This window comes from Actimicrobium sp. CCC2.4, assembly GCF_034347385.1.
GTDB lineage: Bacteria > Pseudomonadota > Gammaproteobacteria > Burkholderiales > Burkholderiaceae_D > Actimicrobium.
The window spans coordinates 212,868-228,289 of the sequence record NZ_CP133777.1; the positions used below are offsets into that span (position 1 = coordinate 212,868).

The 15,422-nt window shown below is 62.1% G+C and carries 13 protein-coding genes; all 13 read right to left on the reverse strand.

All coding sequences use genetic code 11. The features are described 5' to 3' along the window. Positions 1 to 18: 18 nt before the first annotated feature. The 13 genes from RHM62_RS01055 to RHM62_RS01115 all read right to left on the reverse strand — a co-directional run bounded on the left by RHM62_RS01055 (position 19) and on the right by RHM62_RS01115 (position 15,374). Positions 19 to 933 carry a hydroxymethylglutaryl-CoA lyase gene (locus tag RHM62_RS01055; RefSeq protein ID WP_322123745.1) on the reverse strand — a complete coding sequence of 305 codons (915 nt, stop codon included), beginning with the start codon at positions 931 to 933 and terminating at the stop codon, positions 19 to 21. A gap of 1 nt (position 934) precedes the next feature. After that, positions 935 to 1,864 carry a glyoxylate/hydroxypyruvate reductase A gene (locus RHM62_RS01060; protein WP_322123746.1) on the reverse strand — a complete coding sequence of 310 codons (930 nt, stop codon included), beginning with the start codon at positions 1,862 to 1,864 and terminating at the stop codon, positions 935 to 937. A gap of 13 nt (positions 1,865 to 1,877) precedes the next feature. Further along, positions 1,878 to 3,887 carry an acetyl/propionyl/methylcrotonyl-CoA carboxylase subunit alpha gene (locus RHM62_RS01065; protein ID WP_322123747.1) on the reverse strand — a complete coding sequence of 670 codons (2,010 nt, stop codon included), beginning with the start codon at positions 3,885 to 3,887 and terminating at the stop codon, positions 1,878 to 1,880. A gap of 376 nt (positions 3,888 to 4,263) precedes the next feature. Further along, positions 4,264 to 5,274, reverse strand: a complete 1,011-nt coding sequence (gene bioB, locus RHM62_RS01070; protein WP_009667122.1) for a biotin synthase BioB — start codon at positions 5,272 to 5,274, stop codon at positions 4,264 to 4,266. A 31-nt stretch (positions 5,275 to 5,305) separates the two neighbouring features. Then, positions 5,306 to 6,097: an enoyl-CoA hydratase/isomerase family protein gene (locus RHM62_RS01075; protein WP_322123748.1), complete on the reverse strand. Its 792-nt coding sequence runs from the start codon at positions 6,095 to 6,097 to the stop codon at positions 5,306 to 5,308. Continuing rightward, the gene (locus RHM62_RS01080; RefSeq protein WP_322125286.1) at positions 6,097 to 7,704 is read right to left on the reverse strand and encodes a carboxyl transferase domain-containing protein; all 1,608 of its coding nucleotides are present in this window, start codon (positions 7,702 to 7,704) and stop codon (positions 6,097 to 6,099) included. The genes RHM62_RS01075 and RHM62_RS01080 overlap by 1 nt, the downstream gene beginning before the upstream one ends. Next, the gene (locus RHM62_RS01085; RefSeq protein ID WP_322123749.1) at positions 7,698 to 8,090 is read right to left on the reverse strand and encodes a YchJ family protein; all 393 of its coding nucleotides are present in this window, start codon (positions 8,088 to 8,090) and stop codon (positions 7,698 to 7,700) included. The genes RHM62_RS01080 and RHM62_RS01085 overlap by 7 nt, the downstream gene beginning before the upstream one ends. Positions 8,091 to 8,116: 26 nt before the next feature. Further along, on the reverse strand, positions 8,117 to 9,247 hold the full coding sequence (locus RHM62_RS01090; RefSeq protein WP_322123750.1) for an acyl-CoA dehydrogenase family protein: 1,131 nt from the start codon (positions 9,245 to 9,247) through the stop codon (positions 8,117 to 8,119). Between the two features lie 18 nt (positions 9,248 to 9,265). Then, the gene (locus RHM62_RS01095) at positions 9,266 to 9,940 is read right to left on the reverse strand and encodes an SDR family oxidoreductase (protein WP_322123751.1); all 675 of its coding nucleotides are present in this window, start codon (positions 9,938 to 9,940) and stop codon (positions 9,266 to 9,268) included. Then, positions 9,937 to 11,130, reverse strand: a complete 1,194-nt coding sequence (locus tag RHM62_RS01100; RefSeq protein WP_322123752.1) for an acetyl-CoA C-acyltransferase — start codon at positions 11,128 to 11,130, stop codon at positions 9,937 to 9,939. The genes RHM62_RS01095 and RHM62_RS01100 overlap by 4 nt, the downstream gene beginning before the upstream one ends. Positions 11,131 to 11,132: 2 nt before the next feature. Continuing rightward, positions 11,133 to 12,971: a bifunctional isocitrate dehydrogenase kinase/phosphatase gene (gene aceK, locus RHM62_RS01105; protein WP_322123753.1), complete on the reverse strand. Its 1,839-nt coding sequence runs from the start codon at positions 12,969 to 12,971 to the stop codon at positions 11,133 to 11,135. A gap of 706 nt (positions 12,972 to 13,677) precedes the next feature. Then, positions 13,678 to 14,862 carry an isovaleryl-CoA dehydrogenase gene (locus RHM62_RS01110; RefSeq protein WP_322123754.1) on the reverse strand — a complete coding sequence of 395 codons (1,185 nt, stop codon included), beginning with the start codon at positions 14,860 to 14,862 and terminating at the stop codon, positions 13,678 to 13,680. Between the two features lie 83 nt (positions 14,863 to 14,945). Continuing rightward, positions 14,946 to 15,374: a MerR family DNA-binding transcriptional regulator gene (locus RHM62_RS01115; RefSeq protein ID WP_322123755.1), complete on the reverse strand. Its 429-nt coding sequence runs from the start codon at positions 15,372 to 15,374 to the stop codon at positions 14,946 to 14,948. Between the last annotated feature and the right edge of the window lie 48 nt (positions 15,375 to 15,422).

The following is a 15,422-nucleotide window of genomic DNA, read 5'->3' on the forward strand; positions in this document are numbered from 1 at the left end:
ACTCGTTCCGTTTGTTCGCTATGCCGCTGACGCCCGCGCCGCCGCAATCGCATTCCCCGCCCGACTCGCCGCCTTGCGCCCCAACTGCTGCGAAATGAACTGCCCCGCATCAACGACCGCATTCAGATCAATACCGGTCGCTATTCCCAGCCCCTGCATCAGATACAGCACATCCTCAGTCGCAACATTGCCGGTCGCGCCCTTGGCATACGGACACCCGCCCAACCCCGCCACCGACGCATGAAAAATCGCAATCCCGACTTCCAGACTGGCGTAAATGTTGGCCAGCGCCTGCCCGTAAGTGTCATGAAAATGTCCCGACAGCTGCGCCAGCGGAAACTCCTGCGCGGCGCGCTGCATCACCGCTTGCACTTGATGCGGGGTGCCCACGCCGATGGTGTCGGCGATGTCGATTTCATCGCAGCCGAGGGCACGCAATCGCGCGACCACGTCGGCAACGCTATCGAGCGATACCGCGCCCTGGTACGGACAGCCCATCGTGCAGCTGATACTGCCGCGCAGGCGCAAGCCATTCAGTTTCGCGGCGGCGGCGACCGGGCGGAAGCGTTCGATCGATTCGGCCATCGAGCAGTTGATGTTCTTTTGCGAAAACGCTTCCGAGGCCGAGGCGAAGATCACGACTTCGTCAGCCCGCGCCTGCAGCGCCGCATCGAAACCCTGCATGTTCGGCGTCAGGGCCGAATACACGACGCCATTGCCGCGCACGATCTGCGCCATCACATCGGTCGAGGTGGCCATCTGTGGCACCCATTTAGGCGAGACGAAGGACGCCGCTTCGATGTTGCGAAACCCTGCTTTGGTGAGCCGGTCGACCAGCGCGATCTTGATCCCGGCGGGGATGATTTGCTGTTCGTTCTGCAGGCCGTCGCGCGGGCCGACTTCGACGATCTTGACGTGGGTAGGCAGGGTCATTTCAATATCCTTTGGTGATGTCGACCAGGCCGGCAACCGGCTGGCCACGCTCGATCTGTTTGATCTTGGCGGCGATCTGCCGCACGCTGTCGCCGCGCAAGGTCAGCGCCGCGACATGCGGCGTGATCGTGATGCGCGTCTGGTTCCAGAACGGGTGGTCGGACGGCAGCGGTTCGTCGTGAAAGACATCGAGCATCGCGCCGCCCAAATGACCTTCGTCGAGCAAGTCCACCAGATCCCGTTCGACCAGATGCGCGCCGCGCGCGACATTGACCAGATACGCGCCCTTCGGCAATTTGGCCAGCGTGGCGCGATCGAGGATGCCGGTCGTTTCCGGTGTCAGCGGCAGCACGCACACCAGCACCTGCGATTGCGCGAGGAAGTCATCGAGCTCGTCGGCCCCCGCATGCGAGTGCACGCCGGGGATTTCCTTGCGGCTGCGGCTCCAGCCGCGCACCGGAAAATCGAACTGCAGCAAGGCCTCGGCAATCCGCGCGCCGAGTATGCCCATGCCGAGAATGCCGACCGAAAATTCTTCCTTGCGGCGTGGCTTCAGGAAGCGCCATTGATGGTCGCGCGCCTGCGCATCGAATTCATCGAAGCGCCGGAAATACCGCAACACCGCATAGCTGACGTACTCGGCCATCTGCACCGCCATGCCGGCATCATCGAGCCGCACCACCGGCACACCGGCTGGCAGCGCATCGCCGAGTTGCAGGATGGCGTCAACACCGGCACCAAGGTTGAAGATGGCCTTCAGATCAGCGCGTCCCTGCAACATCGCCGCCGGCGGTTTCCAGACCACGGCGTAATCGGCCGGTGCGGTGTCGCCGTCGTGCCAGACGCGCACGTCGGCCAGCGGCAATGCCTTGTGCAATTCGGTGAGCCACTGCTCGGCGGCACCGCCATCGGCGTAAAAAATAATCTGCATGAGGCGCTCCCTGTCAGGCAATTACTGCGGTGGCAAACGAGAGCAACGGCGCGCCTTCCGCGACCTGGTCGCCGACGGCGTACAGCACTTGCTCGACCACGCCGGCGGCCGGCGCGGTGATCGTGTGTTCCATTTTCATGGCTTCCATGATCAGCATAGGCGCGCCCTTCTCGACGCTGTCGCCAGCCGCGACCAGCACCGCGACGATCTTGCCCGGCATAGGCGCGGTCAGGCGTCCGCCTTCGGCTTCGGTCGCACCGGAATGCGCGAGCGGATCGGTCCAGGTCAGCGTGTTGTGCTGGCCATCGAGATACACATGCAGCTGTTCGCCATCGCGCACGACGGTGCCGCGCACGGTGTGCGCGCCGAGTTGCAGCGTGATCGCATCGCCGTCGCGGCGGATGATTTTCATGGCTACAGTGACGTCGCCAAGCCCGAGCTGATAGCCATCACGCAAGTAAATTGCACGCAATGGATAGGCACCCGCCTCGTCGGACAAATCCAGCGTGCGCTGCAGCGGCACGTTCATGCGCCAGCCATCGGTGCCGGACCATGGGCTGGCATCGCTGGATTGCGCCGATTGCAGCAGTACCGCAGCGGCCAGTGCCAACACCGGCAGACTTGCCGCCACGGGTGCCGGAAACAGCGCTGCATGGTTGTGTTCGATCAGCCCGGTATCGAGCTGCGCACCGGCGAATGGTGCGCTCTCGACCAGCCGTTTCAGGAAGCCGATATTCGACGACAGGCCGACGATCCGGTATTGCGACAGCGCCTCGCTCATCTGGCGCAGCGCGGCATCGCGGTCCTTGCCCCAAACAATCAGCTTGGCAATCATCGGATCATAAAACGGCGAGATCGCATCGCCTTCGCGCACGCCGCTATCGATGCGGATGACGCTGTGTTCGTGCAGGTCGATCGGCGTGCTGAAGCTGATCGCAGCCGGCGTGCCGAGATGGCGCAGCGTGCCGATCGAGGGCAGGAAACCCTTCTCCGGATTTTCGGCATAGATGCGGGCTTCGAGCGCGTGGCCGTTGATCTGTAGTTGGTCCTGGCGCAGCGGCAGCGGCTGGCCCGAAGCCACGCGCAATTGCCATTCGACCAGGTCGAGGCCGGTGATCATTTCGGTGACCGGATGCTCGACCTGCAGGCGCGTATTCATTTCCATGAAATAGAACGAGCCATCCTGATTGGCGATAAATTCAACGGTGCCGGCACCGACATAATTGACGGCTTTGGCAGCGGCAATGGCGGCCTCGCCCATCACGCTGCGGCGCGCCAGCGTCATGCCGGGAGCCGGCGCTTCTTCGAGCACTTTTTGATGGCGGCGCTGCACCGAGCAATCGCGTTCGAACAGGTAGACGCACTCGCCTTGCGTGTCGGCGAAGACCTGGATTTCGATGTGGCGCGGCGCGCTCAGGTATTTCTCGACCAGCACCTTGTCGTCGCCAAAACTGTTGATCGCTTCGCGCTTGCACGAGGCCAGCGCGGCGATAAAGTCGGCGCTGGATTCGACGATACGCATGCCCTTGCCGCCACCGCCGGCGCTGGCCTTGAGCAGCACCGGATAACCGATCTGGTCGGCTTCGCGGCGCAGGAAATCGGCGTCCTGATTTTCGCCGTGATAGCCGGGTACCAGCGGCACGCCGGCTTTGCTCATCAATTCCTTGGCAGCGGACTTGCTGCCCATCGCGCGGATGGCGGATGCCGGCGGGCCGATGAAGACCAGTCCGGCGGCGGCGCAGGCATCGGCGAAGCCGGCGTTTTCGGACAGAAAACCGTAGCCGGGGTGGATTGCTTGTGCGCCGGTGGCGAGCGCGACTTCGATGATCTTGTCGGCGCGCAGGTAGCTTTCTTTGGCCTCGGCAGGGCCGATCCTGACCGCTTCATCGCACAGCGCCACGTGGCGCGCGGTGGCATCGGCGTCGGAGTAGACCGCGACGGTCTTGACGCCGAGCCGACGGGCACTGGCAGCGACACGGCACGCGATTTCGCCGCGATTGGCGATCAGGATTTTGGTGAACATGGTGGTCTCTTTGTTGTGGTTATTCGTGCGCAAGCGTCGCGCTTCGTTGTCCATTTTCGGGTGCGCGCGGTGCAATGCCCTTTGGTTATTGCACCCTACGTTCTGTGTCGCTTTAACCAACCGTCGCAAACCGCAACGGCAGCAACCAGGGTCAGAGTTTTTTTCGCGATGCTTTTCCGCGAAAATTACTCTGACCCTGCTTGCGGATTTCGGAGCCGGCTAATCGCGACCGTAGCTGCCGGTGCGCGATGACTGTGCTCCGTAGCCCGTTGTCGGGGTCAGAGTAATTTTCGCGATACCCCCTGCGAAAAAAAACTCTGACCCCGACAACTCCTGTTCTCTTCCGCAATCTCTCTGAACTACAAGACCCTGACCATCAATGACACCCTTCCGCTTCGATCTTGGTCGCCCGCGTACGCATGCCCAACTTGGCCAGCAACGCCTGATCTTCCTCGACTTCCGGATTGCCGGTGGTCAGCAACTTGTCACCATAAAAAATCGAATTCGCCCCGGCCAGGAAACACATCGCCTGCACCGCTTCGCCCATCTGCCGACGCCCAGCCGACAGGCGCACCCGCGCGGTCGGCATCGTGATCCGCGCCACCGCAATCGTGCGCACGAATTCCAGCGGGTCCAGTGCTTCGCTGCCATACAGCGGCGTGCCTTCGACCTGCACCAGATGATTGACCGGCACCGATTCGGGATACGGCGTCAGGTTGGCCAGTTGCGCGACCAGCCCGGCGCGTTGCAGGCGCGATTCGCCCATGCCGACGATGCCGCCGCAGCAGACCTTGATGCCGGCACCGCGCACACGACCGAGCGTGTCGAGACGGTGCTGGTAGTCGCGGGTCGAGATCACGTTGCCGTAGAACTCGGGTGCGGTGTCGAGGTTGTGGTTGTAGTAATCGAGGCCGGCGTCCTTCAGTTTTTCGGCCTGACCGACGCCGAGCATGCCCAGCGTGGCGCAGGTCTCCAGCCCCAGCGCCTTGACTTCGCGGACCATTTCTTCGACCTGTTCCAGATCGCGGTCCTTCGGTTCACGCCACGCCGCACCCATGCAAAAGCGTGTCGCGCCGTGGGCCTTGGCTTGTCGTGCAGCTTCCAGCACGGTGGCCAGCGGCAGGATTTTTTGTGCGGTCACGCCGGTGTCGTAGCGCGCGGCTTGCGGGCAGTATCCGCAGTCTTCGGGGCAGCCGCCGGTCTTGATCGACAGCAGCGTGGCCAGTTCGACTTCGGTCGGATCGAAGTGTTCGCGATGGATTTGCTGGGCCCTGAACAGCAGTTCATTGAACGGCAAATTGAACAGCGCGAGCACGTCTTCGACCGGCCATGTACTGGCAACGATAGTCGGGGTGGCCGCTTGAAAGGCGATGGTCTGTGAGGTCATGGAATGCAATCCTGTGAGGTAGTGAGAGCGCTCAGGCCAGCCACGCTGGCTTGCGCTTCTCGAGAAATGACTGGACGCCTTCGCGTCCCTGGGTCGATGCGCGGACCAGTGCAATGCGCTCTGCCGTATCGGCAATGAGCGCGTCGGTGATCGGTGCGCCGGCGATGTCGCGCACCAGGCGCTTGGCTTCGCGTACCGCGTCGGGACTGGCCGAAACCAGTGCCTTGACGATGCCGGCGACGGTCGCATCAAGCGTCGTCGCCGGCACCGATTGTGCAACAAAACCGATGCGCAATGCATCGGCTGCGTCGAAACGCTCAGCAGTCAGGAAGTAGCGCCGTGCGGCATTGTCACCCATGGCCTTGATCACGTACGGAGAAATCGTTGCCGGGATCAAACCCAGCTTCACTTCGGACAAACAGAACTGGACGTGATCGGCGGCCACCGCGATATCGCACACCGCCACCAGCCCCATGCCGCCGGCATAACAATCGCCCTGCACGCTGGCCACTACCGGCTTCGGACACAAGTAAATTGTGCGCAACATGATGGCAAGCCGGCCTGCGTCAGCGAGGTTCTCGGCGTCGCTGTAAGCGGCCATCTGCTGCATCCAGTTCAGGTCGGCACCGGCGCAAAACGCCACACCTTCGGCAGCCAGCACGATGGCGCGCACCGTGTCATCGTTGCCGAGTGCGGCGAACACCGTGGTCAGTTCGGCGATACTGGTTTCGTTGAAGGCATTGCGGACCTCGGGACGGTTCAGCGTGACCGTGGCGACGCCGGCGGCGTGCTGCAGAGTGAGTGTCGAATAGGTGCTCATCATCACATCCGGAACACGCCGAACTTGGTCTCGGCAATCGGTGCATTGAGCGCCGCGCTCAGGCCCAATGCCAGCACCTTGCGGGTATCGGCCGGGTCGATCACGCCGTCATCCCACAAGCGCGCCGACGCGTAATACGGATGGCCTTGCTGTTCGTACTGGTCGCGGATTGGCTGCTTGAAAGCGTCTTCTTCGGCAGCGCTCCAGGCCCCGCCCTTGCCTTCGATGCCATCGCGCTTGACGGTAGCCAGCACGCTCGCAGCCTGGTCGCCGCCCATCACCGAGATGCGCGCGTTCGGCCACATCCACAAAAAGCGCGGCGAGAAAGCGCGGCCGCACATGCCGTAATTGCCGGCACCAAAACTGCCGCCGATGATGACGGTGAACTTCGGCACGGCCGCGGTCGCCACCGCTGTCACCATCTTCGCGCCATTGCGGGCGATGCCTTCGTTTTCGTATTTGCGGCCGACCATGAAGCCGGTGATGTTCTGCAAAAAGACCAGCGGGATCTTGCGCTGGCAGCACAGTTCAATGAAGTGCGCACCCTTCAATGCCGACTCCGAAAACAGGATGCCGTTATTGGCAATGATCCCGACCGGCATGCCGTGGATGTGCGCGAATCCGCACACCAGCGTGGTGCCATAGCGCGCCTTGAATTCGTCGAACTCGCTGCCATCGACGATGCGGGCAATGACTTCGTTGATGTCGAACGGCTTGCGGGTATCGAGCGGGATGACGCCATACAGTTCTTCGGCCGGATATTTCGGCTCGACGCTGGTGCGCAGGGCCAGTTGCTCGGGCTTGCGGCGGTTCAGGTTGGACACGATGGTGCGTGCCAGCGACAGCGCGTGCAGGTCGTTCTGCGCGAGGTGATCGACCACGCCGGACAGGCGCGTATGCACATCGCCACCGCCGAGATCTTCGGCACTGACAACTTCGCCGGTGGCGGCTTTCACCAGCGGCGGGCCACCCAGGAAGATCGTGCCCTGGTTCCTGACGATGATCGATTCGTCGCTCATCGCCGGCACGTAGGCACCGCCAGCGGTGCAGGAACCCATGACGACGGCGACTTGCGGAATGCCCTTGGCCGACAGCGTGGCCTGATTAAAAAAGATGCGGCCGAAATGGTCGCGGTCGGGAAACACGTCATCCTGGTTCGGCAGGTTGGCGCCGCCGCTATCAACCAGATAAATGCACGGCAAATTGTTCTGGTCGGCCACCTCTTGCGCGCGCAAGTGCTTCTTGACGGTCAGCGGGTAATAGGTGCCGCCCTTGACGGTGGCGTCGTTGCAGACGATCACGCATTCGAGGCCGGACACGCGGCCGATACCGGTGATGATGCCGGCCGATGGCGCAACGTTGTCGTAGACGTTGTGCGCAGCCAGTTGCGAGAATTCGAGGAAGGGCGTGCCGGGATCGAGCAGCATCATCACGCGGTCGCGCGGCAGCAATTTGCCACGGCCGACATGCTTGGCGCGGGCATCGTCGCTGCCGCCCAGCGCGATCTTTTCGACGGTGCGGCGGAGGTCATCGACGACGGCCTGGATCGCGGCAGCATTGGCCTTGAAATCATCGGCGCGGGGATTAAGTTTTGATTCGAGGATCATGATGCGCGGGTACTTTCCGGAAAACTGCCATCCAAATAAAACCAGCAACCCTGCTCGCGCACGAAGCGACTGACTTCGTGCAAGCGCTGGGCGCGGCCGTTGATTTTGTAGCGGGCGATAAATTCGACAATGGCGCTGTCGCCATCGGTGCTGCTGTGGCGGATGTCGAGGCCCAGCCAGTTGGTGCTGTCATCGGCGACGGCGACCGGTGCCGGACGCGTGCTGGCGGCCCATGTCGCGGTGATGTAAGCGTCGTTGTTGCGGGTGTAGGCGGTGTAGCGCGAGCGCATTAACTGCTCGGCGGTCGCGGCCGGCGTGCCGGCCAGGATGGGCCCGCAGCAGGTGGCGAAATCGGGGCCGCCGCAGGGACACGGCACTGGTTTTTTCATCACGTGGTCTCCGTCTTTTTGTGTGGTCAGGCCAGCGCCCGCCCGATCAATATCTTCTGAATATCACTGGTCCCTTCATAAATCTGGCAAACCCGCACATCCCGATAAATCCGCTCAACCGGAAAATCACTCACATAGCCATACCCGCCATGAATCTGGATCGCATCCGAACAAACCCGCTCGGCCATTTCGCTGGCGAACAGCTTGGCCATCGCGGCTTCTTTCAAACACGGCACGCCGGCGTCTTTCAGGCTGGCCGCATGCCAGACCAACTGGCGCGCCGCTTCCAATTGCGTGGCCATGTCAGCCAGCTTGAATTGCACTGCCTGATGTTCGTAAATCGTCTTGCCAAAACTGCTGCGGTCCTTCGCATACGCGAGCGCCGCATCGAAGGCCGCGCGCGCCATGCCGACGGCTTGCGCGGCAATGCCGATGCGTCCGCCTTCGAGTCCCGACAGCGCAATCCGGTAACCCTGCCCTTCGTCGCCGATCAGGTTGGCGACGGGAATGCGGCAGTTCTCGAACGCGATGGCGGCGGTATCCGACGAGTGCTGGCCGAGCTTGTCTTCGAGACGCGTGACGACATACCCGGGCGCAGACGTCGGTACCCAGAACGCGCTGATGCCGCGCTTGCCGGCGGCCTTGTCGGTGACGGCCAGCACGATGGCGACATCGGCGTGCTTGCCGCTGGTGATGAATTGCTTGACGCCATTGAGTACGTACTCGTCGCCATCGCGCACCGCCGTGGTCAGCAGGCTGGAGGCATCGCTGCCGGCATGCGGTTCGGTCAGGCAGAACGCACCCAGCATGGTTCCCTGTGCCAGCGGGCGCAGCCATTGCTCTTTTTGTGCGGCGTTCGCGTACATCATGCCGATGCTGCAGACCGGGCAATTGTTGACCGAGATGACGGTCGAGGTGCCGCCATCGCCGGCAGCAATCTCCTCGATCACCAGCGCCAGCGCGAGATAATCGAGGCCCGCACCACCGAGCGCTTCGGGCACGGCGACACCGTACGCGCCTAGCTCGGCCAGGCCGCGTAATTCATCCTGCGGAAAATGGTGTTCCTTGTCCCAGCGCGCGGCATTGGGAACGAGTCGCTCCTGCGCAAAACTGCGCAGGGCGTCGCGGATCATCTCGTGTTCTGGGCTCAGTTGCATCGTGTCTCCGGGGCGGTGCTACCAGGTCAGTGGCGCGCCGTTGTAATTGAAAAAATGGCCGTTGCCAGCCGCCGTCAGCCCGGCCAGCGTGGCGCGCATACCCGCGGCACTGTCGGACACGTCGAGGTCGGCACCGTCGCCGCCCATCGCGGTACGCACCCAGCCCGGATGCAGCGCCACGCAGATCGCCGGTGCGTACGTAAGTGACGCATCGACCAGCAGCGAATTGAGCGCGGCCTTGCTGGCGCGGTACAGCCAGCCGCTGGTGTTGCTGCGCAGGCTGATCGATCCCATCGACGACGAGGTCACGGCCAGCCGTCCGCCGGCAGCGGCCACCAGCGGACCGAGCAGTGGCAGCAGGCGCATCGCACCCAGCACGTTGGCATGCATGACGGTATCGAATTCGTCCGCTGTCGGGATAGCCGGCACGCTGGTTTGCGGGCCGTAGACACCGGCATTGAGCAGCGCGATGTCAAGTCGCTCTGATGCCAGCCGCGCGCCCAGCGCTGCGCATTGCGCGGCATCGTCGAGATCGAGCTGCAGGACTTCACAACCGAGTGCTTCCAGCGCAGCCGCATCGGCCGGCCGGCGCACGCTGGCCAGCACGCGCCAGCCGTCAGCGCGGTACTGCCGCGCCAGTTCGAAGCCGATGCCCCTTGAGGCGCCGACGATCAGTGCAGTCTGTGCGCTCATACCATCTCGATCGCGACGGCCGTACCTTCGCCGCCACCGATGCACAGCGAGGCGATGCCGCGCTTGCCGCCGGTTTTTTTCAGGGCGCCCATCAGCGTGACGATGATGCGCGCGCCGGAGGCACCGATCGGATGACCGAGTGCGCAAGCGCCGCCGTGGATATTGATCTTGCTGTGCGGGATATCGAGCTCGCGCATCGCGGCCATCGGCACGACGGCAAAGGCTTCGTTGATCTCGAACAGGTCGACATCGGACAAGGCCCAGCCGGTCTTGGCCAGCAGCTTTTCAATCGCACCGACCGGCGCGGTAGTGAACCAGTTCGGCGCTTGCGAATGGCGGCTGTGACCGATGATGCGGGCGATCGGCGTGCAGCCGAGTTTCCTGGCCATCGATTCGCGCATCAGCACCAGCGCGGCCGCGCCATCGTTGATCGACGACGACGAAGCGGCGGTGATGGTGCCGTCTTTCTTGAAGGCGGCCTTGAGCTTCGGGATCTTGTCGAGCTTGGCTTTTTGCGGGCCTTCATCCTTGTCGATGACGACGTCGCCGTTGCGACCGGACACCGTGACCGGTGCGATTTCCCAGTCGAACGAGCCGTCGGCGGCGGCGGCCTGTGCGCGCGTCACCGAGGCGATCGCGAAGGCGTCCTGCTCTTCGCGGCTGAACGCGTACTTGTCGACGCACTCTTCGGCGAAGGTGCCCATCGAGCGGCCTTTTTCGTAAGCGTCTTCGAGGCCGTCGAGCATCATGTGGTCGTACATCATGCCGTGGCCGATACGGTAGCCGCCGCGGGCTTTCGGGATCAGGTACGGCGCATTGGTCATCGATTCCATGCCGCCGCTGACGACGACATCATTGGTGCCGACCAGCAGCGAATCGACGCCGAACATCGTGGCTTGCATGGCCGAGCCGCACATCTTCGACAGCGTGACGGCACCGGCCGAGACCGGGATACCGGCCTTGATTGCCGCTTGCCGTGCCGGCGCCTGCCCCTGGCCGGCCATCAGGCAATTGCCGAAAATGACGTCGTTGACCAGGGCCGGATCGATGCCGGCGCGTTCGACCGCGGCGCGGATCGCGACGGCACCCAGTTCGCTGGCCGACAGCGCCGAGAAATCCCCCTGGAAAGCACCCAATGGCGTGCGGGCGGCACCGACGATGACGATGGGATCTACGAGTACGTTGGACATGTTCATTCTCCTGTGCAGGCAGCGGATGCTGCGGGGATGGCTTGAGACGGCTTGCTTGAATGCGGTGTGGCCTGATCCGGTTTGTAGCTGAAGCGGCATTCCTGCGGATACGGAAACACATCGTCGAAATAGCCGTCGAGGATGCGCTGCTTGTAGCCTTGCCAGTAGGCCGCATCGAGCAGGTCGGCGTGGTGCTTCATGAAGTATTTGCGGACCGTCGGATTGCCCAGCAGGAAGGTGCCGAACTGTTCCGGGAAGACGTCGTGGCGGCCGATCGGATACCACGGCTCGGCCGACATTTCATCTTCTTCGTTGCGTGGTAGCGGGATGGTGCGGAACACGCAATCGGTGATGTATTCGATTTCATCGTAGTCGTAGAACACGACGCGGCCGTGCTTGGTGACGCCGAAGTTTTTATAGAGCATATCGCCCGGGAAGATGTTGGCGCGGACCAGTTCCTTGATCGCGTTGCCGTACTCCAGCACGCCATGTTCGACGGCGGCTTCGTTGCCTTCTTTTTCGGCATTCGACAGCCAGATATTGAGCGGAATCATGCGGCGTTCAATGTACAGGTGGCGGATGATGACCTGGCCGTCTTCTTCTTCGACCAGCGACGGCGCGACCAGTTTCAGCTCGGCCAGCAACTCGTCATCGAAGCGCGCGCGCGGGAACGCGACGTTCGAGTATTCGAGCGTATCGGCCATGCGGCCGACGCGGTCATGGTTCTTGACCAGCACGTACTTTTCGCGCACCAGCGCGGGAGTAGTTTCTTTTGGCGGCGGGAACGCATCCTTGATCACCTTGAACACGTACGGAAACGACGGCAGCGCAAACACCACCATCACCAGTCCCTTGATGCCGGGCGCGATTTCGATGCGGTCCGACGAGTGCCGCAAGTGGTGCAGGTAGTCGCGGTAGAACAGCGACTTGCCGTGTTTTTGCAGGCCCAGCATTGTGTAAATTTCGCTGCGCGGTTTTTTCGGCAGCAGCGAGCGGATGAACTGGACATAGCCGGACGGCACTTCCATGTCGACCATGAAGTAGGCCCGCGTGAATGAAAACAGCACCGTGATCAGGGCCGGATCGAACAGCACGGTGTCGAGCACCAGCTTGCCCTTGCGGTTGTGCAGGATGGGCACGACGAACGGGGTTTCGCGATTGCCGTTGATGCCTTTGCCGACGATGTAGGCACCCTTGTTGCGGAAGAACAGGCTGGCCAGCACCTGGATCTGGCGGTTCGGTTCGGCCTTTTCTGTGCCGAACATTTCCTTGAGCCGCTGTTCGACCAGGCTGACATCGCGGTCGAGATCGGTGAACGGGCAAGCCAATCCGAAATCCAGCACGATGCGCCGGATGGTCTGGTGCAGGCCATCGGTGGCCGGGTAATACACGCGGTAGGTCGGTGCCGGATCATTGGTTTCGATGTATTCGGTCGAAATCACGGGCCGCACAAAAATAAAATCGTTATGAAAATACGCCCGGTGCAGGATTTTGCAGCAGACCGTATTGAAGAAGGTTTCGGCCAGCTCAGGTTGCTTGTGATCGGTCAGCAAACCGATGTAGTGCAGCTTGACCTCACGCCAGACCGCGTCGGTGAGCTCCTCGCCTTCGTACTCGTCTTCGAGCACGGTAACGCACTCGCCGACCCGCTTGTCGTAGAACGCAATGCGCTCGCGCAGGCAGGATTGCTGCGACTGCCACGCACTCTGCTCGAAATGCCGCTTCGCATCATGGCTGGTGGCGCGGAACAAGCGGTAATGCTTGTCGAAGCCATCGAGGATGGTGCGGGCAATATCGAAAGCGATCTGCGAAGAGAGCAGCTTGGGGAAGGCAACGGTCATGTCAGACTCCGGGGGGCGCAAGCCAGGGGGGCTAGTGTAGCGCCGGTGGGAGTGAGGGTGGGGTTCCGTTCGAGAGACTCAGGGCGAACGGTTGGAGCGCGGTGGACGAAGACCGAACCGGTTTTGACGTTGACGTTGACGTTGACGTTGACGTTGACGTTGACGTTGACGTTGTCGTTGTCGTTGACGTTGACGTTGACGTTGCTGTTGACCTGCCCCGCATTGAGATAGCTGCCAAAAGTCGGAGTCAGGCAGGGGATAAGAGGGCCGCACTGTCTGACGTGGAGCAGGGGTTTCGGATCGCATGCGATCCGCCTGCGTAACGGGATTCGCTTGCAAGCGAATCTGCGCCCTGCAAGGGAAGCGAGTTTGCGGCACTCCCCCTGACTGGCTCCGGCTTTTGGGAACCCGAAGGGCAGCAGTCTCGCGGTCGCCTTTTTCTTGGTTACTTCTCTTTGGCGAAGCAAAAAGAAGGGACCGGCTGCCGGGCCGCTCCCGGCTAGGTCATGACGGAGCAGAGACCAATCAAGCCACCTCAGCACGGAAATTGGCTGGCACGCGCTCCGCAACCCGCAAGCAGGGTCAGAGTAATTTTCGCGATGAAGCCTGCGAAAAAAAACTCTGACCCTGGTTGCTCCCGACGGGAGTTTACGACCGCAGGAAAAAGCGAACAGAGGCGTCCCAAACAACATCATCAGCGAGACCCCTACCGCGTCTCGTTAAACAACTCACGCCCAATCAACATCCGCCGGATCTCGCTAGTGCCCGCCCCGATCTCATACAACTTCGCATCCCGCCACAAGCGCCCCGCCGGATACTCGTTGATATACCCGTTCCCGCCCAGCGCCTGAATCGTCTCGCCGGCCATCCACGTCGCCTTCTCGGCCGAATACAAAATCGCCCCCGCCGCATCCTTGCGCAAAGCCCGCACCGCCTCCGGAGAACCAGCCCGATCACACGCCTGACCAACCGCATACACATACGCCTTGCACGCCATCATCGTCGAATACATATCCGCCAGCTTGCCCTGCATTAGCTGGAATTCGCCGATCGGCTGGCCGAACTGCTTGCGATCGTGCACGTACGGCACCACCACATCCATGCAAGCCTGCATGATCCCGAGCGGCCCGCCGGACAGCACGGCGCGTTCGTAATCCAGCCCCGACATCAGCACATTGACGCCCTTGCCCAGGCCACCAAGCACGTTCTCGGCCGGTACTTCGCAATCGCGGAACACCAGTTCGCCGGTATGCGATCCGCGCATGCCGAGCTTGTCGAGTTTTTGCGCAACGCTAAATCCCTTGAAGTCTTTTTCGATCAGGAAGGCGGTCATGCCACGCGCGCCGGCTTCCAGGTCGTTCTTGGCGTAGACCACCAGCACGTCGGCATCGGGACCATTGGTGATCCACATCTTGGTGCCATTGAGAACCCAGCGGTCGCCCTTCCAGTCGGCGCGTAACTTCATGCTGACGACGTCGGAGCCGGCGTTCGGTTCCGACATCGCGAGTGCACCGATGTATTCGCCGCTGACCAGCTTGGGCAAATATTTGGCTTTCTGTTCGGCGCTGCCGTTGCGCTTGATCTGGTTCACGCACAGGTTCGAATGCGCACCGTACGACAGACCGACCGAGGCCGAGGCGCGCGAGATTTCTTCCATCGCGATGATGTGGGCGAGGTAGCCCATGCCGGTGCCGCCGTATTCTTCGCCGACCGTGATGCCGAGGACACCAAGGTCGCCCATCTTGCGCCACAGGTCCATCGGAAACTGGTCGGTGCGATCGATCTCGCCGGCGCGCGGGGCGATCTCGGCGGCAGCGAATTGGGAGATGGTGTCGCGCAGGGCGGCGATGTCGTCGCCGTGGTCAAACGTCAAGCCGGGCAGGTGGAGCATGGCATCCTCGGGTTATCGGAACCGGTTAAAAATGAGCTACGGAATCATATCTTCAATTGACGTTAACGTAAACGTCAATTGCATTAAACGGACTTGGTCCGTGAGACTGTCTTGACAGCGGCTTTTTTGGTCGCGCGACCATCGAGCACTTTGCGACACTGCGCTTCGTGCGCGCTGATTTCAGCCAGCGTGACATCGATGTCTTCGCGCTGCATTTCGAGTGTCAGCCGGTGCTGACCGAGCACTTCCATGAAGTGCTTCATTTGCGCGATGGTGTCGCGCGGCGATTCGTACATGTCGACCAGGCTCTTGATTTCGGACAGCGTCAGGCCGAGGCGTTTACCGCGCAGCGTGAGCTTGAGGCGGGTGCGTTCGCGGGCGCTGTAGACCCGCACCCGTCCGCTGGCACCTTCGCGGCTCGGGCTGAGCAAACCCTGGTCTTCGTAGAAACGGATCGCCCGCGGCGTGATGTCGAATTCGCGGGACAGTTCGGTGATGGTGTAGGTAGACATTCGTTTAGAATCAGCTTTACGTTAACGTCAAGCATTGTAGGCGCAGAC

Coding starts and splice junctions, on each gene's coding strand:
- RHM62_RS01055 (WP_322123745.1), bottom strand. CDS start 933: ATGACCCTGCCTACCCACGTCAAGATCGTCGAAGTCGGCCCGCGCGAC.
- RHM62_RS01060 (WP_322123746.1), bottom strand. CDS start 1,864: ATGCAGATTATTTTTTACGCCGATGGCGGTGCCGCCGAGCAGTGGCTC.
- RHM62_RS01065 (WP_322123747.1), bottom strand. CDS start 3,887: ATGTTCACCAAAATCCTGATCGCCAATCGCGGCGAAATCGCGTGCCGT.
- bioB (WP_009667122.1), bottom strand. CDS start 5,274: ATGACCTCACAGACCATCGCCTTTCAAGCGGCCACCCCGACTATCGTT.
- RHM62_RS01075 (WP_322123748.1), bottom strand. CDS start 6,097: ATGATGAGCACCTATTCGACACTCACTCTGCAGCACGCCGCCGGCGTC.
- RHM62_RS01085 (WP_322123749.1), bottom strand. CDS start 8,090: ATGAAAAAACCAGTGCCGTGTCCCTGCGGCGGCCCCGATTTCGCCACC.
- RHM62_RS01090 (WP_322123750.1), bottom strand. CDS start 9,247: ATGCAACTGAGCCCAGAACACGAGATGATCCGCGACGCCCTGCGCAGT.
- RHM62_RS01095 (WP_322123751.1), bottom strand. CDS start 9,940: ATGAGCGCACAGACTGCACTGATCGTCGGCGCCTCAAGGGGCATCGGC.
- RHM62_RS01100 (WP_322123752.1), bottom strand. CDS start 11,130: ATGTCCAACGTACTCGTAGATCCCATCGTCATCGTCGGTGCCGCCCGC.
- aceK (WP_322123753.1), bottom strand. CDS start 12,971: ATGACCGTTGCCTTCCCCAAGCTGCTCTCTTCGCAGATCGCTTTCGAT.
- RHM62_RS01110 (WP_322123754.1), bottom strand. CDS start 14,862: ATGCTCCACCTGCCCGGCTTGACGTTTGACCACGGCGACGACATCGCC.
- RHM62_RS01115 (WP_322123755.1), bottom strand. CDS start 15,374: ATGTCTACCTACACCATCACCGAACTGTCCCGCGAATTCGACATCACG.